Annotated in this window: 22 protein-coding genes and 1 pseudogene; 10 read left to right on the top strand and 13 right to left on the bottom strand. The window is 44.8% G+C overall.

The features are described from left to right. Positions 1-359: 359 nt before the first annotated feature. From hpaB to JNUCC1_RS13215, 6 genes are all read right to left on the bottom strand, one after another. Positions 360-1,826: a 4-hydroxyphenylacetate 3-monooxygenase, oxygenase component gene (gene hpaB / locus JNUCC1_RS13240; RefSeq protein ID WP_156645923.1), complete on the bottom strand. Its 1,467-nt coding sequence runs from the start codon at positions 1,824-1,826 to the stop codon at positions 360-362. A 40-nt stretch (positions 1,827-1,866) separates the two neighbouring features. Then, complete coding sequence (gene hpaE, locus JNUCC1_RS13235) at positions 1,867-3,342, bottom strand: 5-carboxymethyl-2-hydroxymuconate semialdehyde dehydrogenase (protein WP_156647120.1); 1,476 nt, start codon at positions 3,340-3,342, stop codon at positions 1,867-1,869. A 52-nt stretch (positions 3,343-3,394) separates the two neighbouring features. Next, positions 3,395-4,324, bottom strand: coding sequence for a 2,4-dihydroxyhept-2-ene-1,7-dioic acid aldolase (gene hpaI, locus JNUCC1_RS13230; protein WP_156645922.1), 930 nt, complete (start codon positions 4,322-4,324; stop codon positions 3,395-3,397). Positions 4,325-4,483: 159 nt separating this feature from the next. Next, the gene (locus JNUCC1_RS13225) at positions 4,484-5,170 is read right to left on the bottom strand and encodes a GntR family transcriptional regulator (RefSeq protein WP_156645921.1); all 687 of its coding nucleotides are present in this window, start codon (positions 5,168-5,170) and stop codon (positions 4,484-4,486) included. Positions 5,171-5,213: 43 nt separating this feature from the next. After that, positions 5,214-6,110 (bottom strand): AEC family transporter, encoded by an 897-nt coding sequence (locus tag JNUCC1_RS13220; protein ID WP_156645920.1) that lies wholly within the window; start codon positions 6,108-6,110, stop codon positions 5,214-5,216. A gap of 74 nt (positions 6,111-6,184) precedes the next feature. Next, positions 6,185-6,691, bottom strand: a complete 507-nt coding sequence (locus tag JNUCC1_RS13215) for a GNAT family N-acetyltransferase (RefSeq protein WP_156645919.1) — start codon at positions 6,689-6,691, stop codon at positions 6,185-6,187. Between the two features lie 150 nt (positions 6,692-6,841). Here JNUCC1_RS13215 and JNUCC1_RS13210 point away from each other — a divergent pair, with 150 nt between their 5' ends. From JNUCC1_RS13210 to JNUCC1_RS13190, 5 genes are all read left to right on the top strand, one after another. Then, positions 6,842-7,219 (top strand): GntR family transcriptional regulator, encoded by a 378-nt coding sequence (locus tag JNUCC1_RS13210; protein WP_156645918.1) that lies wholly within the window; start codon positions 6,842-6,844, stop codon positions 7,217-7,219. Position 7,220: 1 nt separating this feature from the next. Further along, entirely contained in the window at positions 7,221-8,108 is an 888-nt protein-coding gene (locus JNUCC1_RS13205) for an ABC transporter ATP-binding protein (RefSeq protein ID WP_331713780.1), read from the top strand. Beyond that, the gene (locus JNUCC1_RS13200) at positions 8,086-8,751 is read left to right on the top strand and encodes an ABC-2 transporter permease (protein ID WP_156645916.1); all 666 of its coding nucleotides are present in this window, start codon (positions 8,086-8,088) and stop codon (positions 8,749-8,751) included. Before JNUCC1_RS13205 ends, JNUCC1_RS13200 begins: the two co-directional genes overlap by 23 nt. Positions 8,752-8,983: 232 nt before the next feature. Beyond that, complete coding sequence (locus tag JNUCC1_RS13195) at positions 8,984-9,853, top strand: DMT family transporter (RefSeq protein WP_156645915.1); 870 nt, start codon at positions 8,984-8,986, stop codon at positions 9,851-9,853. A 408-nt stretch (positions 9,854-10,261) separates the two neighbouring features. Continuing rightward, a complete protein-coding gene (locus JNUCC1_RS13190) occupies positions 10,262-11,116 on the top strand; it encodes a CvfB family protein (protein ID WP_156645914.1) in 855 nt (284 codons plus the stop codon). Positions 11,117-11,290: 174 nt separating this feature from the next. Here JNUCC1_RS13190 and JNUCC1_RS13185 read toward each other — a convergent pair whose 3' ends face one another. After that, positions 11,291-11,569 (bottom strand): hypothetical protein, encoded by a 279-nt coding sequence (locus tag JNUCC1_RS13185; RefSeq protein ID WP_156645913.1) that lies wholly within the window; start codon positions 11,567-11,569, stop codon positions 11,291-11,293. Positions 11,570-12,315: 746 nt separating this feature from the next. Between JNUCC1_RS13185 and JNUCC1_RS13180 the strand changes: the two genes are divergently transcribed. Then, entirely contained in the window at positions 12,316-13,518 is a 1,203-nt protein-coding gene (locus JNUCC1_RS13180) for a dicarboxylate/amino acid:cation symporter (RefSeq protein ID WP_156645912.1), read from the top strand. 101 nt (positions 13,519-13,619) lie between these two features. Then, positions 13,620-13,964, top strand: a complete 345-nt coding sequence (locus JNUCC1_RS13175; protein WP_156645911.1) for a 2Fe-2S iron-sulfur cluster-binding protein — start codon at positions 13,620-13,622, stop codon at positions 13,962-13,964. Positions 13,965-14,078: 114 nt separating this feature from the next. Here the strand turns inward: JNUCC1_RS13175 and JNUCC1_RS13170 are convergent, their stop codons facing one another. Then, positions 14,079-15,629, bottom strand: coding sequence for a Na+/H+ antiporter NhaC family protein (locus JNUCC1_RS13170; protein WP_156645910.1), 1,551 nt, complete (start codon positions 15,627-15,629; stop codon positions 14,079-14,081). 178 nt (positions 15,630-15,807) lie between these two features. Here JNUCC1_RS13170 and JNUCC1_RS13165 point away from each other — a divergent pair, with 178 nt between their 5' ends. Further along, positions 15,808-16,590, top strand: coding sequence for an HAD family hydrolase (locus tag JNUCC1_RS13165; protein ID WP_156645909.1), 783 nt, complete (start codon positions 15,808-15,810; stop codon positions 16,588-16,590). Between the two features lie 173 nt (positions 16,591-16,763). Continuing rightward, a complete protein-coding gene (locus JNUCC1_RS13160; protein ID WP_197431742.1) occupies positions 16,764-17,654 on the top strand; it encodes a S1C family serine protease in 891 nt (296 codons plus the stop codon). Positions 17,655-17,901: 247 nt separating this feature from the next. Here JNUCC1_RS13160 and JNUCC1_RS13155 read toward each other — a convergent pair whose 3' ends face one another. From JNUCC1_RS13155 to JNUCC1_RS13140, 4 genes and pseudogenes are all read right to left on the bottom strand, one after another. After that, positions 17,902-18,924 (bottom strand): asparaginase, encoded by a 1,023-nt coding sequence (locus JNUCC1_RS13155; protein ID WP_156647119.1) that lies wholly within the window; start codon positions 18,922-18,924, stop codon positions 17,902-17,904. A 214-nt stretch (positions 18,925-19,138) separates the two neighbouring features. Beyond that, the gene (locus JNUCC1_RS13150; RefSeq protein ID WP_156645907.1) at positions 19,139-20,119 is read right to left on the bottom strand and encodes an agmatinase family protein; all 981 of its coding nucleotides are present in this window, start codon (positions 20,117-20,119) and stop codon (positions 19,139-19,141) included. Positions 20,120-20,155: 36 nt separating this feature from the next. Beyond that, positions 20,156-21,661, bottom strand: coding sequence for a sodium/proline symporter PutP (gene putP / locus JNUCC1_RS13145; RefSeq protein WP_331713779.1), 1,506 nt, complete (start codon positions 21,659-21,661; stop codon positions 20,156-20,158). Positions 21,662-22,878: 1,217 nt separating this feature from the next. After that, positions 22,879-24,494, bottom strand: a pseudogene (locus tag JNUCC1_RS13140) (FMN-binding glutamate synthase family protein). Positions 24,495-24,680: 186 nt separating this feature from the next. On the opposite strand from JNUCC1_RS13140, the gene JNUCC1_RS13135 reads away from it, so the two are divergent. Beyond that, positions 24,681-25,688, top strand: coding sequence for a hypothetical protein (locus tag JNUCC1_RS13135; RefSeq protein ID WP_442915477.1), 1,008 nt, complete (start codon positions 24,681-24,683; stop codon positions 25,686-25,688). Positions 25,689-25,739: 51 nt separating this feature from the next. Here the strand turns inward: JNUCC1_RS13135 and JNUCC1_RS13130 are convergent, their stop codons facing one another. Next, positions 25,740-26,078: a DnaJ family domain-containing protein gene (locus JNUCC1_RS13130; protein WP_156645905.1), complete on the bottom strand. Its 339-nt coding sequence runs from the start codon at positions 26,076-26,078 to the stop codon at positions 25,740-25,742. Positions 26,079-26,087 lie beyond the last annotated feature (9 nt).

Genomic DNA, 26,087 nt, shown 5'->3' with positions numbered 1-26,087 from the left:
TCCTCAGATATGCACACTTGTTTCTGTATTTGCACGTTCATTTGCGGATTTGCACATTCGTTTCGATATTTGCACATTCAATCCCGGATTTGCACATTCATTTCGATATTTGCACATTCAGTCACGGATTTGCACACTCGTTTCGATATTTGCACATTCAATCGCAGATATGCACACTCATTTCGATATTTGCACATTCAATCGCGGATTTGCACACTCATTTCGATATTTGCACGTTCAATCGCAGATATGCACATTCGTTTCGATATTTGCACATTCAATTGCTGATATGCACATTCGCTCTCCATTATGACCCTTCGATCCTGAAGACAAGCGGCTTTTCATATAAAAACAAAATGTTAGTGTACTCTCGTTGTGGTTTTAGTTTGTTGCAGGAAGTCTTTGATGTAGTTTTTATAAGGTTCTTTGTCATATCCGTCGAAGTAGGCCATGCCCATTTTGATTGGGTCACCGAAGAAGTAGTATTCGTAATGGGTCTGGCGTGAGCCGAATGCGCTGAGGGTCATGTCCCAGGCAAGGCGGAATAATTGCACCCGTTCATAGCCTTCGAGGTTTTTGCCTTGCAGACCGCGGTGAATAATAGGACCGATCTCCTCATGCTGAAAATCCGCTTCTGTCGGAATCCCCATCAAGCCCGATGCTCCTAGAATCCGGATAATTTCTGCAAGCCGCGGATACACGCGCGGATACCAGTTGCGGGCGGCATTCAGTGCATTAAAGTCCGGGGTCATGGTCCCGGATGCGTCAAGTTTTGCATTATGCTCCGCTCGATATAGGTGGGAGCGCATTGTTTCGAGTGCCAGCATGATTTCTGATCCTTTGTCTTTTACGTGCTGGAACTGATCAATGCCAATCGCATCCATCATACTTAAGGCGACCCCAAGCACAAATTCTGTTTTGACAATGTTTTTCGCCACGACTTGATGGGCCATGTGGACAACAGCATTCGTTTCTGTGAACGTCCGGTTGCACACTGAAGAGTTACCGCAGACAAAGACGCGCTCCCATGGCACAAAGACATGGTCAAAAGACACAATGGTATCCCCTTCTTCAAAGCGCGCACCAAGCGGGTGATCCCATGGATTTTTATCATAACTAAACGATTCACGGCTGATAAATTTTAATCCTGGGGTGTTGTTCGGTATTGCAAAGGCCAAGGAATAAGGGTCATCAAGTTCCCCTGATTTTTTCACAGTTGATGGGAATACGAGCAATTCATCGGTGATGGCGCCTTGGGTTGCGAGCAATCTGATGCCGTCTACAATGATCCCGTCGTCCCGCTCTTCAACGAGATGCAGGGCGACATTGGCATCTTTTTGCTCGTGTTGCATTTTAGCCCGGTTGACTTGGGGGTGTATGAGGGTATGCGTTAAGCTGATATCATTTTCCCGGGCGTATTCATAATAGTTGCGGGCGTTCTCGGCGAAATAGGGATTGGCTTCGGCAAAAATACTGTTATTCATACCCATTGCCATCACGTCGGCATTCAAATAATCAGGCGAGCGGCCCATCATGCCACCACTCGTTTTCGCCCATTCCACCATGGCCTCCCGCCGTTTAATCAAGTCATCGATTGTTTTCGGCTGCATAAATGTCATGCCTACTGGTTTACCGCTTGTAGGAGACGTATATAGCATTTTTTCCGGCTTTTCATGCTGGAGATCATAGAGTTTGGCCATGGACTGAACCACATTTGCAAATGCGGGATGCGTCGTAACGTCGTCAACCTTTTCTCCGTGGATATACACATTGTTTTTCGCTTCCTTCAACCGTTGGATATATGCTTCACCTGTCTTGGCTCCCATAGATTGTCCCTCCTTAAATGATATGCGTTCTCTCGTTCATTCAATACGCTTTGCCAAATTGCGGGATGGGATGGTCCGCAATCGACACGTGAATTGCTTTTGGTTCTGTGTAAAATTCAAGAAGTGCATGATGCCCGCCTTCTCGTCCGATGCCGCTGGATTTCATGCCGCCAAACGGAATTCTCAAATCACGCACGTTTTGGGCATTCACCCACAGCATCCCGGCATCAACCGCCTGTGCCACACGATGACCGCGCTTAATGTCATTCGTCCAGACGTATCCTGCCAACCCATATTCGATCTCGTTTGCAAGCTGAATTGCTTCTTCTTCACTGGAAAATTCAATCACTGACATCACTGGGCCAAAAATTTCTTCCTGTGAGGCCTGCATATCATTTCGAGCGTTTAATAACAGGGTCGGCGGTACAAAGTGGCCTTTGGAAATCCCAGATGGTAACGCCCCCTGGTATACCTCACAGCCTTCTATTTCAGCCTTATCGATATAACCCGATACTTTGGAGAAATGACCGTGGTCAATCAATGGTCCAAGTTCAGTCGAGTCGTCCATCGGGTCCCCCATCTTTACCTGGTCCACACGATGTTTGAGTGCCTTGATGAACGGCTCCTTGATCGCGGAATGGATAAATAATCTGGAATTTGCTGTACAGCGTTCCCCATTAAAGGAAAAGATCCCCCAGACCGCCGCATCAAGGGCTCTGTCAAAATCGGCATCGTCAAACACAATAATCGGCGACTTTCCGCCAAGTTCCATTGAGGTTTTCTTAAGTGAATCAGCGGAATTCCGAATGATGGTTTTACCGGTGACCGTTTCGCCAGTAAATGAAATCGCTTTCACTTTGGTGTTTTGAACGAGTGCTGCCCCAGCTGTCTCTCCGTACCCATGCACCACATTGAACACACCGTTTGGAACGCCTGCTGCATCAATAATCTCAGCGAGTTTGTTGGCTGACAGCGGTGACAGTTCTGCAGGCTTTAAAACAACTGTGTTACCTGAGGCGAGAGCCGGTGCGACCTTCCAAGTCGTCAGCATAAATGGGGCATTCCATGGCGTGATGAGCCCAACCGGCCCAAGTGGCTGGTACACGGTATAGTTAATAAACGTATCATCGACTTGATAGGCGTCACCGTGTAAATGGGTTTGTACCATGCGCGAATAGAAACGAAAATTTTCCGCAGCCCTGGCGACCATTTTACGTGTTTGAGAAATGGGCAAGCCAGTATCATGTGACTCCATAACAGCGATCTCATCAACAGCGTCATCAATCAAATCGGCAATCTTTTCAATATAGGACATCCGGTCTTTCAGCTTCATGTGACCCCAGGGCCCATCTTTGAATGCAGCTTCTGCAGCCGCGCATGCCGCCTGAATATCTTTCTTGCCCCCGGAAGCCACTTGGTTTATTCGCTGTTCTGTGTAAGGATTTAAATTATCAAACATGGCTTGGTTCTGTGCTGGGACAAAGGCTCCATTAATATAAAGTTGAATATCTTTCATTTCGACATGTGCCAATTCTTCACCTGCTTTTTATGAAAAATTTTAACGTTTATCATACTGGATCTGCGTAACTTGGCCGGATATACCCGTATGATTCAAGTACGTCATGAATTTCCTGTTGTATGGAGTCTGACGGCACATCAAGCGGCTTGCGCAAAACCGGCTTGATTTTGCCCATCATGCCGAGAGCAGCTTTTGCCGGAGCGGGGTTTGTATCACGGAATAAAACGTCGTTCAGCGGCATCATTTGATAGTGAAGCGCTTGGGCTGACTTTACGTTACCCGCTTCCCACTCATTGAATATGTCGGCCACTTTCGCTGGTGCGACATTCGACGTGGCACTGATATGGCCGGCGCCGCCAATGGCCAGCATCGGATAGCAGAGCACCTCAATCCCGGAATACAAATTAAAGTCGCGTCCTGCTTTAAGCAGCACTTTATTAACATGTTCAAAGTCTTTGTTTGATTCTTTAACACCGATGATATTCGGGCAATCAGCAGCAAGCGCAGCAATTGTATCCGCTTCCAAATTTGTCGCTGTTCGCCCCGGGATATTGTATAATATGAGCGGAATATCAACTGCATCAGCAATTGTTTTAAAATGTTTGTATAAAGCATGTTGATTCGGCTTGTTATAATAGGGCACGATCACCAGGGCCCCGTCCGCTCCCATTTCTTGTGCTGCTTTTGTCAGTCGGAGTGCTTCGTTATGGTTCACGGATCCTGTACCGGGAACAAAAGGAACACGGCCGTTAACAGTTTTACAGGCAGTTTCCATCACTTGTTCACGTTCTTCAACCGTCATAGAACTCGGCTCCCCTGACGTGCCTGTGACAGAGATCCCATGACTCCCTTCATCGATCTGCCAATGAATCAACTCACGGAACGTATCAAAATCAATGCTTTCGTCTTCATGAAATGGGGTAATGACAGGGGCAATAGAACCCTTGAGACGCGCTTTAGCTTCTGTCATCCTAGTCATATAAGGCTCCTTTCCAGCAGAGTTCAACTACCATTCCGCTGCAAATTTTCTGATAAATAAAAATCTCACATAAATCATATATGATTTGAGATATGATGTCAACGCGTTTTTTGAAAAATCGTTCGACATCATTCTCGACAAACAAAAACTGTCACGCCCTTATTCAAGGGGTGACAGCTCATCAGTAGTTATTTGATCGTCTTTCATCCGGCGCTTTTCAAAGTTCTCAGCCGTCCGCAATTTATGATGACGGGCGAGTTGTTCAATTTCATTAGGAGAAGCGTTGGTCTCAAGCATGTTGATCAGCTGCTGATGTTCCGCGACGGATTCTTTCACACGCCCGGAATACATCATCGAACCTGGTCCGCGGATGGAATCCAAACGCTGCCAGGTATCCCTGATCAGACGTATCAGGTATGGATTGCCGCATGCGTCCGTGATCAGTTGATGAAAATCACTGTTTAAAGTGGCGTACCGCAAAATGTCAAAATCCTCAAGCGCCTCTTTCATGTGGATATGCTTTTCTTTTAAATAACCAATTGTTTCCTGAGATAACTGACCGGCAGCGAGCGCAGTGGCATAGCCTTCCAAAACAGAAAGCGTTCGTAAGGCATCCGAGTAATCAGACTCATTCACTTCTGCGACAACCGGGCCGATATTTGGTTTATAAACAATCAGTTCTTCTGCCTCCAGCTGTCTTAACGCCTCACGAACCGGAATCTGGCTCGTTTCAAATTCTTTGGCATGCTGGTCAATCACGATCCGCTGGCCAGGGGCGTAAATCCGCTCAATGATGCGTGCTTTAATCATCCGATAGGCTTTTTGTTGTTTGTTTTCTTTTTTCATAATGTCTCAATCTTATATAAAATCATATATGATGTCAATGCGTTCACGAGATAAATTGCAGCAAGACCGTCACAGACACAATACTGAAGAGGGTCGTGACCAGAGTAACGCTTGACACAAGATCCGGCTCTGAATCGAATTCAATCGCATACATGGTCGTGGTTGCCGCACTTGGCATTGCCGATACGATTAACAAAACAGAACTGATGATCGGATCAACATCCAGAAGCCACACAAATAGCACTGCGAGGAGCGGTGAAATGATCATGCGTACACTCGTCGCCGAGAGGATCACTTCCCAGTTCAACTTCAGTGATTGAATGGAAGCAAGCTGCATCCCCAAAAGCACCATCATTAACGGAATCGCAGCGTCTCCCAGCAGTGTCAGCATTCCGTATACAGATTCCGGAATTACGACTGGCACCTGCTGCATGACAAACGCAGCAATCGTCGCGTATGTTGCCGGCATTTTCATCACTTTGCGAAGGGCCATCCATGTACCGCCTGTCCCTCTGGAAGCATAATACACACCGAAAAAGTTCATGATTAACGTTTGCAATACCATATAAAAAATCGCATATGGCAAGGCTTTCTCCCCGACACTGAACAGAATCACCGGGACACCATAATTCCCCCCGTTCATAAAAGCGGTCGTCAAAATAGAAGCACTCTCCACAGAATGTTTCCATTTAAATGCCCATGCCAACACTTTGTTAATCAAGATCATGGCAAACATCAGGGCGAACGCAAATACAATAATGATATAGTAGCCCGCATTGAAATCGGCTTCATATAAAGAAGTGAATACAAGCGCCGGCAAAAAGATATAAATCGATAATGGCGCAATCGACTTGACATCGAGCATTCTAACCCGCTGCAGCACATATCCTGCTCCAAACACAGCCACAATGGGTAAAATCACTGAAAAAAACAATCCCATACAAACAACTCCAATACCTTAAACAGCCCGGTTACCTAAATTTCACCGGGCTGTTCTAACAATTTCTCGTTCAATTATTGAAAGTCCTGCTTCAGAACACACATGGACACGGCATCATGATACCTGCCGTTCACATAAAAATGTTCCTTCATCGTGCCTTCCACAGTAAAGCCTGCTTTTTCATATATATGCACGGCTTTTTCATTTTCCTTATCTACAATTAAGTAGACTTTATGAAGGTTTAGGCGATCAAAAGCATATTCCAAAGCAAGCTGGGTGGCCGTTTTCGCATAACCATTCCCTTGATGAATCGGGTCAATCATAATGGCGAACTCCGCATTACGATCACGCTGATTCATACCAAACAACCCGACAAATCCGAGTTTTTCGCCGTTTTGGGTCAGAATAAACTGTCTGTGTCTTTCCGAATCAAGGTTCTTCTCATAGGAATCTTTTAATTTTTCCAGTGACATATACGGTTCTTCAAACCAATAATCCATCACTGCCGGATCGTTATTCAGTTTATGAAGAAATTCGAGATCGTCTTTTTCCATGACGCGCAAATGCATTTCCTGTCTCATGTTGTAAACTCCTTTATGACATAAAGTATCATGCATATGATACCAAAAACACACCTAACACGGCCACTCACAAAGCCTTGACTTTTTCACACAGCGTGTATATATTGTATATAGTGTATATATACAATGATGACAAAAAGGAGGGCCGCCATGAATATTCTCATCTCCAACACGAGCAAAGAGCCTTTGTTCAGCCAGATTAAAACACAACTTCGGAACCAGATCTTTTCCGGAGAATTAATGGAGGGAGATGCTCTGCCATCTATCCGGGCTCTGGCAAAAGATCTCAAAGTCAGTGTCATCACGACAAAACGCGCCTATGAAGATTTGGAAAACGAAGGCTATCTGGTATCTGCCGTTGGGAAAGGCACTTTTGTTGCTGGTCAAGAACCCCATGTACTCCGTGAATGGCAGCTAAGGGAATTTGAAAATCAGTTGGAAGACGTGCTGGAAAAAGGCAAACAGATAGGCCTGACCAAATCAGACGTGATCGAGCGTCTGGATATCTTTTATGAAGGAGTTGATTAATGTGAATGCCATTGAGTTTGTCAATGTTACAAAAAAACGCCCTGATTTCTCTGTGAATGGTCTTAACCTATCCATACCCACAGAATTTGTCACGGGCATCATCGGGCAAAACGGCAGCGGCAAAACGACCACCCTGCACATGCTGATGGATATCATAAAACCGGACCATGGACAGATTCAGATATTCGGTCAACCGCATAATGACCACAGTCTTAAACAAAAAATTGGTTTCGTGCACGATCAGCTGTATATGTATCAGGATTTTACCATTAAAAAAATGAAAGCTTTTATAGCGCCGCTTTATGAAACGTGGAATGACAATCTGTTTCAGCATTATTTGATGCTGTTTGAACTGCCTTATAAAAAGAAACTCAAAACATTTTCCCAAGGGATGAAGATGAAGTGTGGCTTGTTATTTGCCCTTGCGCATGAACCTGATCTGATTATCATGGATGAGCCAACTTCTGGCCTGGATCCTGTGTTTCGCAGAGAATTGCTGGATCTTTTTCAGGAGCTGATGCTTGAAACCGGCAAGACGATTGTGCTGGCTAGTCATATCACCTCTGACCTGGATCGTATTGCTGACTATATCATTTTCATGCATGAAGGACAGGTTTTGCTGAATAGAAGCATGAATGACATAGATGAATTTTTTCATATTGTAAAAGGACCCGCTGACATGGTGGATGCAGATACCAAGGAGCTGTTTGCCGGTCTTGAAATTACAGACGTCGGCTTTACCGCTTTATATGAAGGCCAGCCTGATACTTTTGAACCTTACAGGGAGGAAGTCATCATTGAAAAAGCATCCCTAGAAGACATTATGTATTTTTTGATAAAAAAACCCCTTAAAGGAGGAAAATCTAATGCGTTCACTCATCAAGCGTGACCTGTTCCTGAACTGGCAGTCACATGTATTCTTAATTTTGCTGGGTCTTCCATTCGTTTACCTTGTTGGCATTCCTCCTGTTTATACACTTTTAGGCATCGTATTTCCGGCATTGGCGATTAACGTGTTTTATTACGATGACAAGGCAAACATTGACCGTTTTTTGCACGGATTGCCTCTCTCACCTAAGCAGATCATCAGAAGCCGGTATGTGTATTTGATTGGTATTCATGTGTTCGCCATGTTGTATCAATGGGCAGCTGCAGGGGTGATTGTCCAGCTTGTCGGAGGAAATACGTATTTCATTTATACGTGGATGGATTTGATCATCATACTGAGCGGCATTGTAATTGGGACAGCTTTGGTCGTTCCAATCAATCATTTTTTTCGCTCGTTCACAGTATCCGCAATGGTCACGTCCATTATATATATAGCACTCGTTTTTACGAGTATTGCTTTATTGGCCCCGCTGGCCATGAAAGACGGCTGGGTGATGATCAGTGAGCTGGACAACGGACTGACGCAACTTGTGGAAAACCGCATTCCGTTCATGCCCTATATCACTCTTCCCGTTTGTGCCGCCTTATTGTTTCTGCTATCCATGAAGCTGACGGAATGGAAATTCATGCAGCAAGACCATTGACTCTTGGGTAGTTTTAGAAGGCCAGCTGATATTTTTGTAACTGCTTCTGGCATTCGCCCATGGAAAACACTGCGCTTTCCATGGGCGCTGCTGAAATCCTTGTGTAGTTGCTGCATGGCGCGCATTATTAGGGAGTCATTTACCTTGTCACAATACACTTTTATGGAATTCCTCTTATTGTCGTGTCATAATAAATCATTGATTTGATCTTGCTTCTGGGAGTGATTTGCATATGAACGATACGATGAAGGGGATTCTTCTTCTGCTCCTGTCCGCATTTGGTTTTTCCATCATGGCGGCGTTTGTTAAACTGGCGGGAGATTTGCCGTCCATTCAAAAAACGTTTTTCCGGAATTTTGTATCAGCAATTATTGCGCTTGGATTTGTCATTTATAATCGGGAAAGCTTGTTTGGAAAAAAAGAAAATCAAAAAGTGCTTCTGCTAAGAGCTTTGTTCGGCACGCTTGGAATTGTTTGTTTTTTCTATGCCATCGATCATCTAGTACTCTCAGATGCCGATATGCTGAATAAAATGAGTCCGTTTTTGCTCATCATCTTCTCTGCCATTTTTCTTAAAGAGAAAGCAATGCCTTACCAGATTATTACGGTCATTATCGCATTTGCGGGCATGTTGTTTATCATTAAGCCTGCATTCTCATTAGATGTCGTTCCGTATTTATTGGGCTTTTTGTCAGCTGTATTTGCAGCGGCTGCCTACACATTTTTACGTGTGTTGGGAAATCGGGAAAAATATTATACGATCGTATTCTATTTCTCATTTTTCTCCACAGTGGTGCTGTTACCATTTCTCATCGCCTTTTTTGAACCGATGTCATGGAAGCAATTGACCTTCCTGCTTCTGGCCGGGGTCTTTGCAACGATGGGACAATTCGGCATTACACTCGCGTATAAATTCGCGCCGGCCAAAGACATTTCGATCTTTTTCTATTCGACCGTACTGTATTCCACTATTATCAGTATCGTGTTTTTTGAACAGGTACCGGATGTCTACAGTTTGATTGGCTATGTGGTGATTCTCAGTGCCATGGTGTATATGTTTCTTAAAGGGCGGCAACAATCTAGGAAAACACAACAAACTTGACAAACTTACATTCGCATGAGATGATACAGAGCGTTGCAGCAGAAAAGTAACATGTGAGTATGCTGGCATTCTGCAAAGTTTTTGACGAAGCTTATTCGCACTGGCGCGGCTACAGGGTCGCAAGGACGCAAGAGCAGGTTAGGGCTTGCGTTGTTTAAGTTAGAAGGCTTACAGTGGAATGAGTGCCGCGGCTGAAGAAACGGAACCGTCCTGGTCTAAAGGACGCCATAACAATCATGTAAACACAGGGCTTCGGTAATCCTGCCCGTTTACAGACAAAGATTTTCTCTCCCATGTTTAACTGGGATTTAAAAAACTTATATGTTACTTTACCGAACAAAGGGGTAACCTCATAAATAGGTTGCCCCTTTTCCAATACTTAATTTTAATACAGAAAGAGGTCATAACATGAATGAAACGCGAGCTGGATCGATTCGATCGATGACTGTAAAACGCAAAATTGACACGGGATATGTCGTAGGTGATGAAGAAACAGAAGCTTTGCTGCACGTGAATGAAACTGAACAAGAGCTTGCTGAAGGAGAGACTGTGGACGTATTTTTATATACGGATAAAAAAGAACAGCTGACAGCCACAACAAAAGTGCCGGCTGTTACGCGTGACACCTATGGCTGGAGTGAGGTTGTAGAGGTCATTCCCAATCTGGGTGCTTTTGTTGATATCGGAACAACGAAAGACATGCTTATTTCGAAAGATGATTTGCCATTGTTTGAGCGCGCATGGCCACAGCCTGGCGATCGCCTGTACGTTACGCTCGGGCTGGATCGGAGAAATCGCCTTCTTGCTCTTCCAGCGACTGAGAGCGTCATCCAGCATCTGATCGATGTTGCTCCAGAAGAACTACTCAATGACAATGTTTCCGGTTATGTCTACCACACAAGCCGTGAAGGTGCTGCCATCATTACCGATGATCACTACCGCGGTTTCATCCACCATACGGAACGCAAAGAAGAACCCCGCGTGGGTGAACACGTGACAGGCCGCGTTATTGAAGTCAAAGCCGATGGGACAATAAATGTGTCGCTTCGACCTCTCAAACAGCATAGCATGGGAGAAGACGCTGAGCAGATTCTCGCCCATCTTGAGGCATATGACGGGAAAATCCCATTGAGTGATAAGAGCGATCCAGATGAAATCCGCAGTACTTTCAACATCAGTAAGGCAGCTTTCAAACGCGCGCTGGGCAAGCTCATGAAAGAGGGACAGATTGAACAACGTGAAGGATGGACATATTTAAAATAACGCCAGCATTTTGGTTTTCAGTCAAGAAGGCAGTTTTCACCTCGGAATGTTATTGCTTCTGATTTGCGAGGATACGCGTAGGAGTTGGACGTGGCCCTTCGCGATGTTGATCAACAGCTCGGAGGTTATATAATTTCCTAAGAAACGAAAAAAGAGCGGGATATCCGCTCTTTTTTAATTGGTATCTGGTTTTGTTTGAATAATCGACAAGACGATCATCGTAATGGCCGCTGCAAACAAGGATGCGATTCCCCATCCACCGTAACCTGCGCCCATGATATCAACCTTGGTCATTGTTGCCAAAAGGAGCAAAACCAGACCAACAGCTACCATGAGAAAAGATGGATAAAAGGCTGCATAGCTTGTTTTTGAGGTACTTTTGTTCATAATGAAACCCAGTACAAGTAAAATAGCCAAAATAACTCCGCCTGCCAAAAGCGTTGTTCCTACCACAATATCACCTCAATGACAGTATTCATAAGTATACTTCTAGTTTATTATTGAAACGGTTTAAAGTCAATGAAAGTCCTTTTTCAACCGTGTAAAACTTCCTTAATGGTGTCGGTGAATTATTTATCGGGGCTCGTTAGTTTATTTGTTGCGCTCATCACTTTATTTGGAGCGCTCACGTGCTTTTTTGTTGCGCTCGTCATTTTATTAGAGCGCTCACATGCTTTTTTGTTGCGCTCATTACTTTAATTAGAGCGCTCGAATGCTTTTTTGTTGCGCTCGTCACTTTATTTGGAGCGCTCGAATGCTTTTTTGTTGCGCTCGTCACTTTAATTAGAGCGCTCGAATGCTTTTTTGTTGCGCTCGTCACTTTAATTAGAGCGCTCGAATGCTTTTTTGTTGCGCTCGTCACTTTATTTGGAGCGCTCACGTGCTTTTTTGTTGCGCTCGTCATTTTATTAAAGCGCTCACATGCTTTTTTGTTGCGCTCGTCACTTTATTTGGAGCGCTCACGTGCTTTTTCGTTGCGCTCGTCACTTTAATTAGAGCGCTCGCATGCTTTTTTGTTGCGCTCATCACTTTATTTGGAGCGCTCACGTGCTTCTTTGTTGTTCCTCTCGTCTTTTATAATTTTCCGGAAAACCCTAGCATATACATTTTTAAGGGGGAGGTTTGCTGGTCCGAAAAATGTAAGCGCTGTTTTTCCGTGGAATAGCCTGCCTCCCTTCTATATTTGAAAGGGGGATTTGATGAAGAAACATCTTGTGTGGCAGATCGTCGGGGCATTTGTTCTTGCTATTATTTTCGGTTTGATATTCGGTGAACGCATTGAGATTGTCGCGCCGCTTGGGGACTTGTTTCTGAGACTGATCAAATTTATTATTGTGCCACTGATTCTTTCAACCCTTATTGTCGGTGTCACAAGTACCCGTGACGTTAAAAAGCTGGGGCGTCTCGGGGGTAAAACCATCACCTACTATCTGGCAACCAGCCTTGTTGCGATCTCGATCGGGCTATTGGCGGGGTATGTTTTTTCTCCTGGGGTAGATACTGGGGTGACATTGGATGGCGAACAGGTGGCGCCAAATGAAACGGAAGGCGTTGTCCAAACCATCTTAAATATTATTCCGACCAATCCGCTTGAATCACTGGCGACAGGAAACATTTTGCAGATTATTTTCTTCGCAATCTTCATCGGAATTGCCATTACACTTGTCGGGGAAAGAGCAAGGCCGGTTCAGCAGTTCTTTGATGGTTTTGCAGAAGTGATGTATAAGGTCACTGGAATGGTTATGACCGTTGTGCCGATCGGGGTATTCGGTTTGCTTGCACCGATTGTCGGCAAATACGGTGCTTCTGTGCTGATGCCGCTGATTAAGCTGATTATTGCTATGCTGATTGCGTGCTTGCTACATGTCCTTATCGTGTACTCGCTAACCGTCAAAACGCTTGGGAAAACAAATCCCATCACGTTCTTAAAAGGAATTTTTCCAGCAGCGACAGTGGCTTTTACGACCAGCAGCAGTTCGGGCACCCTTCCTGTGACAATGACATGCGCTCAGGATAATTTAAACGTATCCAAGGAAACGAGCAGCTTTGTCTTGCCGCTGGGGGCGACGATTAACATGGATGGAACAGCGATTTATCAGGGGCTTGCGGTCGTCTTTATCGCCCAGTATTTTGGCCATGACCTGACCATTGCCCAGTTGGCAACGGTCGTATTGATTGGAACGCTTGCTTCGATTGGAACGGCTGGCGTACCCGGTGCTGGTTTGATCATGCTGACTATGGTCATGACAGCGATCGGCCTGCCGCTGGAAGGGCTCGCTCTTATTGCTGGAATCGACCGGATCCTCGATATGATGCGAACGTCCGTCAACGTCATCGGTGACGCATCAGCAAGTGTTGTTGTCGATACGTCTGAGGCAAAACATACACCAGAACAAGCGTGATCACAGTTCATATCTAAAAACCCGCTCTCATATATAGAGAGCGGGTTTTTCTTTCACGATACTTATGATACGCTTATCTTGAGGTAGAAATGAGGGATTAAATGGCACACGTTATTTTCATTGGAGAAAACGATCGCACCTATACAATCCATATTAAAGAAGGACATACGATATTAAGAGCCGCTCGGCAAGGCCATGTGCCACTTCGTCATAAATGTGGCGGACGGGCCTCTTGCACGACATGCAAGGTGAATATCGCTGACCAAAGCCAAATTTCCGAGCCGAATCATAAAGAACATTACAAACTGGGTGATGCCAATATCAGCAGCGGAATGCGGCTCAGTTGCCAGACCAAAGTGTACGGCCATGTCACAGCGCATATCCCACAAGACCCATACCGTGCCCGCATTAATGCTCTCCTTAAACAGCAGCAGGAGGATCATTGAATTGGCCACACAGTCATTTCCCATTAAAAAAATCCGAACAGATTCATTTGAGCATGAATCTTGTTCGGATCTTTTAATTTAAAATTTTCCTAGATCAGTTCTCCACTGAACTGATTAAGCCACGCGTTCCTCAGGTACATCCATCCCCCATATCCGGTGCAAGACATAGGCGAAGACGACCAGCGACACAACGCCTGCAACAATGCCTGCGATGCTTGAACCTGTCATTCCGGCTGCAAAAAACGCCAGCACACCACTGATCCCTGCTGTAATTGCATAAGGAATCTGTGTGTTGACGTGGTCAATATGGTCACTGGCAGAACCAGCCGAGGACAAGATGGTCGTATCAGAGATCGGTGAACAATGGTCTCCGAATATCCCGCCACTCAGAACAGCCGCAATGGCCAAGGACATCGATACACCGTCCAGTGAAGCCGCGATTGGCATCGCAATCGGCACTAGGATGGCAAATGTTCCGTAAGACGTTCCTGTGGTAAAAGCAATCACAGCTCCAAACAGGAACAATAATACTGGAATGATGCCAGGAGCAGTGGTTCGCTGAACAAATTCAACAATATAAGCTGCTGTTCCAAGCTCCTGTGTCACGGTTCCGATTGACCATGCAAGCACAAGAATAATGTAGACGATCATCATACTGCGGAACCCGCTGACGTATAAGCTCATCGCTTCTTTAAAAGAAAACAGCTTTTGTCCGATACCCATAAACAGCCCAACAATTCCAGCAACAAATGCTGCAATTAATATCGATATAGCGCCATCTGACTCTCCGACAGCTGTGACAATGTCGTTCTCTGGATAACCACCTGTCCATAAAAACAATGGCGGAATCAATGCGAGCAATACAACAATTGGCACAATCATATTGCGCTTTTTCGGCGTATGGCCTTCAATCATTTCAACATCTGACATCTGATCATCTGTCGGCGGCTCAGCGCCATCTCGGATAAGCTTGCCAGTTGTACGTGCTCTGTGTTCGGCTTTAGCCATTGGACCGAAATCCCACTTTCTCCAAATTACCAACCCAACGAGCAAAATAGCAAGTATAGAATAGAAATTAAATGGAATTGTAGCGATATAAGTCAAGTATTCAGACCCGTCCATTCCAAGTGCAACAAACTGCGCACCAATCAGTCCCATTACAAATACAACCCAGGTCGAGACGGGTGCAAGCAGACACATAGGTGCAGAAGTTGAATCTACAATATAAGCCAATTTTTCCCTGGAGACACGCATCTTATCTGTTACCGACCGCATGACACTGCCAACAGTCAAAGCGTTAAAATAATCCTCAAAAAAGATAATAATCCCGAACAGCATCGTAGTGCCTTGAGCGGCTCTTGGCGTCTTTACTTTTTTGGAGATGGCTTCAGCGATTGCTGTAGCCCCGCCTGTTTTCTGTAAAAATACAACCAATACACCAAACAGACCACAATAAGCAAGAACAGTCGCATTCCATTCATCCCCCAGATTTGGCAGGATCACATCGCTGAACGTTGCGTATAATCCAACGAATGGGTTTCCCCCACTCATCATTGTGGCCCCAACCCACACCCCAGCAAAAAGCGCTGGAATTACATTTCGGGTAAATAATGCTAGAACAATGGCAATTAGCGGCGGAAGTAAAGACCAAATTCCAAATTCCATGTTCATCTCCCTCTCCAGTTATTGGCACCATTAAATATGGCGAATATTCATTATAGTATATTTCCCTATCCACTGTAAAATGTCCTTCTTTTAAAAAAAGCCTCCCATCTATCTTCTGACTCAAAACCGGATTTATGCTAAAATCATTATGGATGCTACACATAAAGGAGCTCAGACCATGACATACCAAATTGTATTTCTTGATATTGATGGCACGATTCTAAAACCAGATCATACATATACACCTGAAACAAAAGCGGCAATTGCTGAGGTAAAAGCTAAAGGACTCCACGTCTTTTTGGCGACAGGACGGCCAATTCACGAGATCGCCGGATTGGCGGAAGAACTTGACGTGGATGCCTTTATCGGCTATAACGGCGCGTATGCTGTGTATGAAGGAGAAACGCTGGTTAATGAACCGATTGAAAGCAATAAAATGACACAAATACTGGAAACAGCGGAAGCTTTTGATGATGAATTGATCATGTATACGAACGGGGCAAACTATTTCACCGATCCGGCACACCCGTCGGCACAAAACTTCATCGATACCTTTCAACTGAAGCATAATGCCAAGTGGGACCCATCCAGGATCAATGATGTCCTTGGGGCGACGTTGATGCGTACAGAAAATCCACTTCATTATGAACAGCAAGACCCTTCGCTGCGTCTTGCACCTGTCACTGTAAACGGAATTTCGGACAGTTACGACATTCTCAGAAAAGAAGTGAACAAAGGGCAGGCGATCAATAAAATCCTTAAAGAGCTGGATATTCCGAAAGAAGCAGCGATTGCCTTTGGAGACGGCATGAATGATAAAGAGATGCTGCAAAGTGTCGGTGCGGGGTTTGCCATGGGGAATGCCCATCCGGAACTTTTCCAGTATTGCACACATCGTACCGCAACCGTTACCGATTCAGGTATCAGACATGGTTTGCAGATGCTGAAAGTCATCGAATAATAAAAAATTGAGTCTAAAGCCTTAGCATTTTTCACGTCTCACAGTCTACCACGAATAGAGGCCACATGCTATAATTATAGTATCACTCTACAGAGGATTGGTCGTTTATGACGTGTAAGTATTGTGGGTACCATTTGAGTCCTCAGGCAGACTTCTGTGCCCAGTGTGGGGCCTTGAAAAAGCGTCACACGGGCTTAATTATCTCCATTTCAGCAATGATCGCCAGTTTTATGCTGGCGCTGTTTGGATTTGGCATATTATTCTTTGCCGGCACCAGCCTTGTGCAAACAAGCCACGGTCTAAAAGAATCATTTTCACCGTCAATTGAAGAAGATACTGATACCTTCAATTTTGCCGTGCAACAAGAACTTGACGACCGATCAGATCCGCCAACTCTTACCCGCGAGCAAATGATCACTTCAGCGCAAGCGACTGTTTATACAATCTATACCGGTTCCAACCAGGGCTCCGGGTTTCTGTACAACACCAAAGGCGACATTGTTACAAATGCTCATGTTGTAGAAGGCAATACCAGCGCACTGATCAAATCACACGATGGAAATGAGTATCCTGGCACAGTCATTGGATATTCTTCTGAGACGGACATTGCTCTGATCAGGGTGCCTGAACTCATTGGCCATACGCCTTTTCCAGTTAACACAACGGATCATTTGCCGCTTGGTGACAGTGTGATCGCACTCGGCAGTCCCAATGACCATGAAGCGGTTTCGACCGGCACCATCCTAGATGACTACATAAACTTTTCGATTGGTTCCTATCAATATACCAATCTCTATGAAATGAATGCTGATATTTCGGAAGGCAGCAGCGGCGGGCCTTTAATTTCAGAGACACACGGTCAAATCTTTGCTATTAATTCCGCTGAAAATATTGATGATGATTCTATCGGTTACAGCCTCCCGCTTTATGAAGTGGCATACTTGCTCAGCGATTGGTCTGCTCACCCAATGAACGAAACTGAAGTTTCCTTTCTATTTGACGAAGCAGACAATATCGATACGAGCACCAGGGAAGAACAAACTGATATAGAATTAACCCCTTAAAAAATCTCCCCTGCCACCTGGAAATCATCCATGGGTGGCAGGGGAGTTATTTTTATAGAGTGGTCTGAAACCTTCATTTGATTTATATCGGAAATTATGTTGCGGATATCGGAAATTCCAAGTCGTATATCGGAAATTTCAGCCCATATATCGGCGATTTAACATGAGATATCGGAAAAATGATAATTCCCAGCGAATCTTTAAGCTGCAAGACCGTGCGCTCACTCCGATAGTGCCGGAATATCGTTTAAATCCGATTCAATTTAAAGACCGGTTTAACTTCGCCGATTTTTTCTTTGCGCATATTTTTGACTGGCACATAATGATAATCGTCAAGATCTGCAAAAATCTTTTCATTACCAATGCCGAGTTGCTGCAGAACTTCCATCGAAGCAGCCGTTGTGGCGCGCGGATTGCCGTCAGAGATTTTCAGAGCGACTCCGATCCCGGTTTCCCGGTCACCAAAGCAATGCACGGCCTCTGCGCCTCCTTTTGCCACAATCCGACCTTCATATGCCTTCATCAAATCCGTATCAAATTGATCCGTGCCGGCGACCATTTCCGGATAACTTGTCATAGCATCACGGATACGCCCCAACGCAGATTGGCGCTCGCTGGTTCCATCTGTCCACTTGTCGGGAGCAGCGAGCCGCGCGAACATGAGCGCGTTGTAATAAAGCGGCATTCTGTGAACAGGCAGGCCGCACCCATCGACAGAGGTCATGATTTTTTCTCGCTCATAGCCACTGACATTTGCAATGCCATCTATGATTTGCTGCTGATACGGGTGAGACAGTTCATGATAGGTGTCCACATCCATGCCTTGCTGTGCGACACCTGCCAGCATGCCAGAGTGCTTTCCGGAACAATTGCTGTACACAGGCGTCAGCTCGCCTCCTGATTGAACCAGACGCTTGTAGCTCTCGGTATCTTTCGGAATGTGAGTGCCGCACTGCAGCTTGTCCTCCGGCAGATTGATCTTGCCAAGCACCTCCATAACCGACTCCCTATGGTACGGTTCCCCGATATGGCTGGCACAAAATAAAGACAGCTCTCGTTCAGTCAGATTATAAGCTTCCATTGCTCCTGTTTCAACGACCGGCAAAGCTTGAAACGGTTTCATCGATGAGCGGGCAAATGTCTGACGGACTGGATCCCCATAATAAGCGAGCAAGTCCCCTTTTGCAGAAACAACTGCAATATGTACATCATGCGCACTTTCAATATATTTCCCTCTATAAACGTGAATCGGTTTCGTTGACTGGTCCATCGTCATCGGTCCCTCCTGTTGAGTTTCTCGTCATTCACACTCTAACTATAGTAACACGATCAACATGATAGATGAAAATTTATTTGCTTTATAATAATAACTGAAGCCAAAGAAAGTAAAAAAATCCGAACACCTATACAAAACTAAGTAAGGTGTTCGGATTTTCGTTCCAGCGAAGGGGAAACACGGAGAATCCAGTGGTCTCTATCCTACTTCAAGTCCAGGCTGTTTCGTGCTGATGCTGATGACCATGCTGTTCGTGCCAAATGCGTCCTGCCAATGCATACAGAACCGCATATGTGACAAAATGGGATGAATTGTCATTCGTATCCTGCTGCGGATAAACCTCCACATAATCCATTCCACAGATGCCCAATTTGGAAAACTCATAAACGAGCTCCAATAATTCATACGATGTCAAGCCATTGCCATCAACCGGTCCACCCGGATTGAAGGCAAAATCAAGCACATCGCTGCAAATGCTGAGGTACACGGCCTCTGTTCCTTTGCTGGCGATACTGTAAGCCTGCTTGGCAAGCGCTGCAAGATCTTTTGAACGCCGCACATCACGAATCGATATGGTTGTTGCCCCGACAGACTGTGCATATTTTCCAGTCTCTGGTTTATTACGAGGGCCATGAATTCCCATATGAACAATGCTTTCATTACGAATGCCATCACTTTCGTACATCCGATGGAAAGGCGTACTTCTCGCGTATAAATCCCCTTCATAATCTGGATGGTTGTCATAATGCGCATCCAAATGAATGATGCCGACTTTCCCATCCACATTTTTGCTAAGTGCCTCCATAATCGGATAGGTGATCCCGTGATCTCCACCGAAAGCAACCGGAAATTTGCCGGTTTTCCAGACATTGCTTGCAAATTGTTCAATGCGATCCATCGTCTCTATGGTATTGGCCGGAACAACATCCACGTCACCCAGATCACCAATCTGATAATGTTCAAGCACATCTAGATGGTCCAGTTCCGGCAAATATCCGGAATATCGGGCCGAATTCAGACGGATGACTTTGGGGCCCAGTTCGCAACCTGTATAATCGCCCCATGTTACCGCCCCTTCCCAAGGCACGCCGTAAACAAGCACATCACGGTCTGCTATACTTTCATCATTCAAAGATACTTTTTTTCCATCAAGAAAACAGGGTGTATTACCATATAATATATTTGTCATTGTTTCATGCCACCTTAAACATATTCACATTACGTTTTAATCGACTTTTGCCACTTCATCAAATTCATCCAGCATTTCTTGTGATGGTTTGCCGCCAATTAAACTTACCAGAATAATTGCTATGCTTCCCAGAATAAAGCCTGGCACCATTTCATACAATTCCGATCCGGTTAATGGCCATAGGAAAATGGTTAAACCACCGACAATTAAACCAACTAGGGCACCGTTTCGTGTTGTACGCCGCCAGAATAAGGAAAATAGGAGTGGCGGTCCAAATGTAGCACCAAATCCAGCCCAAGCATATGATACAAGATCGAGCACCGAACTTGATTCATTCCATGCAATCGCAAGGGCGATCAAGGCAATGAGCAATACTGAAAAGCGTCCAATCCAGACAAGTTCTTTATCACTGGCATTTTTCCGGAAATATCTTCGGTAAAAATCCTCTGAGAGGGCACTTGAAGACACGAGCAGCTGTGAGTCAACTGTACTCATGATTGCTGCAAGAACTGCTGCCAGCAAAATACCTGCTATCCAGGGATGGTAAACAATTTGAACGAGTTGAATAAAAACTTGTTCTTGGTCTGCAAGTGGCTGTTCAAATGTCACAATCCCAAGCATCCCGACAATCAACGCACCATATAAAGGGACCACAAGGCCTAAAGCAACACTGATCAGTCTTGCTTTACGTATTTCCTTATGGGAACGAATCGCCATAAAACGTGCTAAAATATGAGGCTGACCAAAATAACCAAGTCCCCAAGCCAAGGAAGAAATAATACCAACAGCGCCGATGGAGCCGGCAGCTGTCCATAAAATCCCTTCAGGCTGATTATAATCTGTGGCGGCAAAGGCATCGATCAGACTTGGTGTAATAGAACCAAGCGCATTAAACAATTCAGCGAAGCCACCCATTTCCACCAATCCATAGATGGCTGTAAATGCTAAGGCTGCTGACATCAATAATCCTTGAATTAAATCCGTAACACTGACAGCGAGAAATCCGCCAAGAAACGTATATGATACGATTATGAGCCCGCCGACAATGAGGGCCGTATGATAACTTGCATCAAATGTACCCTGAAACAACTTGGCTCCCGCCACAAGGCCAGATGCTGTGTAAAACAGAAAGAAAGCCAATATGAAAGCTGCTGACACAACCCGTAACAAATGCGATTTATCTCTGAATCTATTTTCAAGAAACTGTGGCAAAGTGATCGAATCACCGGCATATTTGGTATAGAGACGCAGCCGTTTGGCCACATATGTCCAGTTGATCACAGCCCCTATCGCAAGTCCGAGCGCAAGCCACAAACTGGATTGCCCCATCCCTGAGGCGTATGCGGCACCCGGCAAGCCAATGAGCAGCCAACCACTGAAATCACTTGCAGTGGCTGAGAAAGCCGTTACCCAGCTTCCTAGTCGCCGGCCACCTAAAACATAGTCCGAAAGTGTATGTGTCATGCGAAATGTCGCTAATCCTATTCCGATCATGATAAGTAAATAAATGATAAATGTGACGTGCACCGGTTCTAAATTCACGATTTATCACTCCGATCGGTGTAATACGTGATAATCGCCCAGATGAGTAACAATGGCATCGGAATGAAAAACCAGAAAAACGTCCAGCCATCGAGCGTATGCTCCACAATAAATCCCTCCCCAAAATTTAAATGGTTCCCCGAATTTAGTAAATTAGAAAAACCACCCTACATACCGCGTACCACTTAAGTCCCAAACTTAAACATCATCAAAGGGACATATTTCACTTTATTCCGTTTAGGTTGAAATATGCATAAGTAGGAATGGGTGTCTTTTCAAAAAAGCTGTTTGCAGTTAAAACTTTTAACGAACAGTAGACACAAACTGCGAACCAGTGAAAACTTTATAAACCTACATAAAAGTTCTCAGGGAAGTTTTAAGTTACGACTTATATGGCAATTTCATGTGATTTTCCGATATATGAGTTAAAAACGCCGATATACACTTCAAAAATTCCGATATAACCTCAGAATTTCCGATATCACATGCATAATTTCCGATATATCCAAATTGAACCATATATGTTTGTTAGAGCGTCGTGATTTCCGCTGCGAGAAGTCGCTTTCCGCGGGCACGGCCTCAGCCTCCTTGCCCCGGCAAGGGGTATGTCGACGTTGTCCGCAAAGGACGCTCTTAGTCGACCCTCCCTAATGTACCGCTCACTGTGGGGTCTTCGGACTCATGCTATTCCCGCAGGAGTCGACTGTCCTTCTCTCCAATCACCCTCATCTTATTCGGAAGCTTGGACGGTTCTGTACTAAAACCCTTAACTTTGTGTGCAATTCATTTTGATTGAATCATCATAACACCAAGTTACGTGCTCAGTTAAAAAAGTATAATACATACTCTCACCGATCTCCGGGAAAACACGGAGACTCCTATGGGAGCAAAAGCCTCGATGAGACCCCGGAGTGCGGAGCACGAGGAGGCTCATCAGCGCCCATGGAAAGCGCAGTGTTTTCCCGGAGATCGGTGGGGCGAGGCACTTATAACATCCTCACTTATGTCGCAGTCTACGGAAATTGTGTCTTGTTATGATAGGCAAGGGGATGTACGGGAAAGAGTTGGAACAAGATTCATAGGAAAGAAATGATGATTTTTACTTAATAATAAATGGAAAGGTCGAAACGTCTTATGCCAGACGTTTCGACCCTCTAAAATGAACTTTCACGTATTTGTTGGTTCATCTGCTTTTTTATAAGACTGGATGCTTTCCTTTAAGCTTCTCGTGCTTCGGTGTTTCCAGTTTGTACGATCGAGTCGTAAATATCTGATAGGGACCAGGTTTTTCCTTTTTCATCTTTATAGACAATATGTTTTGCTTCAAATTTAGTTGGTGAATCAATTCCCGCAGCTGCTGCGAGGCGGAAGAGGCCTTTTCTCATTGTAATAACGTAATTGGCTGTGCGGTGTTTCTTTTCATCGATGACGAGTGCTTTTTCCAGTTCAGGATCTGTTGTGGCCACCCCGACCGGACACGTATTGGAATGACATTTCAGTGTTTGAATACAGCCGACTGTAATCATAAACCCTCTTGCAATATTAACCAGATCAGCTCCCATACCAAGTGCAACTGCTACTCTGTCTGGTGAATACAACTTTCCGGAGGCGATCAGTTTCACGCGGTCGCGCACACCATGTTTTCGCAAGGCATGATCAACAAGCGGCAGTGCGGAGTGGATCGGCAGGCCAACTGCATCTGCCAGTTCCTGATAGGATGCTCCTGTTCCTCCTTCACCACCGTCAATCGTTATGAAATCGGGACCGCCATGATGTGTTTTTAATCCTTCAGCCAGTTCATCGGCCTCAAAATGACTGCCGATCACCACTTTCATGCCAACAGGTTTTCCTGTGTGCTCACGAATCTGATTCATAAATTTAAACAGAGAAGGTAAATCACTGTATTCTTCAAAACGGTTGGGGCTGTCAATTGATTTAAAGGGTTCCACTCTGCGGATACGGGCAATTTCTTCAGTTACTTTTTCACCGTCAATATGTCCCCTCGTGTTTTGGCCCCTTGTCCGAGCTTCAGTTCAAAAGCTTTTACTTCAGGAAGTTTACTTTTTTCCAGCAATTCATCCCAATCAAAATGGCCGGCAAGATCGCGAACGCCAAATTTGCCCGGACCAATCTGCATAATGATGTCCTGGCCACCTTTGAGATGATATTCTGATAAGCCGCCTTCTCCTGTGTTCATCCAAGTCCCCTTCGCCATACCAAGACCTTCTGAAAGAGCTGTCAAAGCCTTGCTTCCAAGTGAACCATAACTCATTGCAGACATGCCAATCTGGCCCTTAACTTTAAAAGGCTGTGCCGCTGTTTGTTCACCAATCACAATCGAATCTGCTTCATTCAGCAGATAAGCAGGTGATTCATCCGGTTCCATAAATTCTTCACGTTGAGTAAACAATGGGTCATTGATTAAAAGATACCGTTCTGTTTTGGACTTGATTTCTCGGTCGAAAGCAAGTTCTTCGGTTAATTTTGGAAACAATGAGTTCCGGATATAATAGCCTGGCTCCTGGAAGTCCCTTTCTGATCCAAAACCCAGCACATCACGTTTGTACTTGGCCTTTTTAACAATATGCTGATACTCCAAACGCGAAAATGGTTTTCCTTGATGATCATCGTTAAATAAGTATTGACGAAATTCAGGTCCGATCTTTTCAAAAAAGTAGCGAACTCGCCCAAGAACGGGGTAATTACGCAGGACAGGATGCTGCTTCTGTTTCCGGTCTGTCATATATAAAAATGTAAATATCCCCAGGGCGCCCAAAACGATCCCCGCTACTAAGAGGGCACCAATTAAGATAATAATCTCTGCTACGTTCATAAGATGTAAAAGCCTCCTTCTTTTTCTAACTCTTAACTACTACTATACAGAATGATGAGAGCGTTTGCGATTATTTCAAAAATGACGATATTTTTCTGATCCATCTATCAGCGGCTCAATTTCCTTATCAAACGTTGACTGTTCATTTATAATTAACAATATAATGATAGTTAAGGAGTGATGACTTTGCGGCATTTTTTTCAGAAGAAAGAAGAAACGAGTGTGTTTTTCACAGGTGAAGGCGAGCAGATTGAACGGCCCACGGAAATTCGGTTTGACCCATTAACAGGCGAGACCTCGCGGATTGTGTTTGATCCCGGAATGGCATTTCATATACCGGATTACACAGAAGCTGTTCAGCAAACAAGCGGTAAAAACTGTCCATTCTGTCCGGAAAACGTCTATAAAATGACGCCTACATTCCCAGAAGAAGTTGCGGAAGACGGGCGAATTTCACAAGGAGAAGCGATTGTCGCTCCCAATCTATTTCCGTACAGCAAGCATAATGGTGTTGTTGTGATGACGAGAGAGCATTTTCTCAGACTGGAAGATTTTTCGGTTGAACAAATCAAGAACGCCTTTGTTGCCGCTCAAACGTATGTCAAAAGTGTACTGGCTCAGGACCACCATGAATCGTTCGTTTCTATTAATTGGAACTACCTGCCTTTTTCAGGTGGCAGCATCTTGCATCCGCACCTGCATGTCATTGTCTCTGAAACTGCAACAAATGAACAACAGTTGATCGCCCATCATAATCAATCCTTCCATGATCGCTATGGAGAGCATTACTTTGAATATCTTTATAAGCATGAGTTCAGTGAAAAAGAACGCTGGATTGGCGAGCATGGTGAGGTTGCTTGGATGCATGCTTTTGCACCGAAAAGTCATAATGATTATCTGGCCGTCTTCAGAAACCGTTCAAATATTGAAGATGTCACCGAAACGGACTGGGAACACTTCGCAACAGGGTTGACGCAAATATTCGCCTGCTTAACTGAGCAAGGTATGGCAAGCTTTAACCTGTCATTGACATTTCACCATGACGGGTCACCGGCATATGCCAGACTGATTCCGCGCTTGAATCTCGGAAACATCGGCACAAGCGACATCAATTTCTTCCAGGCCTTGCATCATGAACCACTGTCCTACAAAAAACCCGAGGCCATAGCAGAACTTGCCAGACAGTATTTTTAAATAAGAAACAGCACGCGTTACTGATCGCAGCAATGCGTGCTGTTGTCTTTTTCACCAAACTTCTTTAGCCCTCTCCAAACTTTGTAGCGTGATGGGTGGTTTCTGCATAGGTGGAGGACATGTTGTATTATATTTTTTAATCTTTTTATTGACCAACTTAACATCATTTTCAGTTTCAGCAGCATGTATTAGTGCGCTTATTTCTTTTTGCATCTCTAACCAAGGCGGCAAAAAGCCTGCGTCCTTTGCCTTTTCTTGGAAGTTTTGGAAGAGATCTCTTTTTAAGTAGGTTTTAGGGATTGGTTTTCCTTTTCCCTCACCACTATAGTTATCTTTTTCACCAGATGCTTCTAAAATATCTCCTATCAAATCGTTGTATTCCCTATCCATTCGTTTCCC

It is taken from the genome of Lentibacillus sp. JNUCC-1, from assembly GCF_009741735.1.
Lineage (GTDB): Bacteria > Bacillota > Bacilli > Bacillales > Amphibacillaceae > Lentibacillus_B.
The sequence above is the reverse complement of the archived record's forward strand: the minus strand, read 5'-3'. Positions and strand labels throughout refer to the sequence as shown.

Bases quoted from the DNA above. Each gene is read 5' to 3' on its own strand.
- hpaB (WP_156645923.1), bottom strand. From the start codon at position 1,826: ATGGGAGCCAAGACAGGTGAAGCATATATCCAACGGTTGAAGGAAGCG.
- hpaE (WP_156647120.1), bottom strand. From the start codon at position 3,342: ATGAAAGATATTCAACTTTATATTAATGGAGCCTTTGTCCCAGCACAG.
- hpaI (WP_156645922.1), bottom strand. From the start codon at position 4,324: ATGACTAGGATGACAGAAGCTAAAGCGCGTCTCAAGGGTTCTATTGCC.
- JNUCC1_RS13225 (WP_156645921.1), bottom strand. From the start codon at position 5,170: ATGAAAAAAGAAAACAAACAACAAAAAGCCTATCGGATGATTAAAGCA.
- JNUCC1_RS13220 (WP_156645920.1), bottom strand. From the start codon at position 6,110: ATGGGATTGTTTTTTTCAGTGATTTTACCCATTGTGGCTGTGTTTGGA.
- JNUCC1_RS13215 (WP_156645919.1), bottom strand. From the start codon at position 6,691: ATGAGACAGGAAATGCATTTGCGCGTCATGGAAAAAGACGATCTCGAA.
- JNUCC1_RS13210 (WP_156645918.1), top strand. From the start codon at position 6,842: ATGAATATTCTCATCTCCAACACGAGCAAAGAGCCTTTGTTCAGCCAG.
- JNUCC1_RS13200 (WP_156645916.1), top strand. From the start codon at position 8,086: ATGCGTTCACTCATCAAGCGTGACCTGTTCCTGAACTGGCAGTCACAT.
- JNUCC1_RS13195 (WP_156645915.1), top strand. From the start codon at position 8,984: ATGAACGATACGATGAAGGGGATTCTTCTTCTGCTCCTGTCCGCATTT.
- JNUCC1_RS13190 (WP_156645914.1), top strand. From the start codon at position 10,262: ATGAATGAAACGCGAGCTGGATCGATTCGATCGATGACTGTAAAACGC.
- JNUCC1_RS13180 (WP_156645912.1), top strand. From the start codon at position 12,316: ATGAAGAAACATCTTGTGTGGCAGATCGTCGGGGCATTTGTTCTTGCT.
- JNUCC1_RS13175 (WP_156645911.1), top strand. From the start codon at position 13,620: ATGGCACACGTTATTTTCATTGGAGAAAACGATCGCACCTATACAATC.
- JNUCC1_RS13170 (WP_156645910.1), bottom strand. From the start codon at position 15,629: ATGGAATTTGGAATTTGGTCTTTACTTCCGCCGCTAATTGCCATTGTT.
- JNUCC1_RS13165 (WP_156645909.1), top strand. From the start codon at position 15,808: ATGACATACCAAATTGTATTTCTTGATATTGATGGCACGATTCTAAAA.
- JNUCC1_RS13155 (WP_156647119.1), bottom strand. From the start codon at position 18,924: ATGGACCAGTCAACGAAACCGATTCACGTTTATAGAGGGAAATATATT.
- JNUCC1_RS13150 (WP_156645907.1), bottom strand. From the start codon at position 20,119: ATGACAAATATATTATATGGTAATACACCCTGTTTTCTTGATGGAAAA.
- JNUCC1_RS13130 (WP_156645905.1), bottom strand. From the start codon at position 26,078: ATGGATAGGGAATACAACGATTTGATAGGAGATATTTTAGAAGCATCT.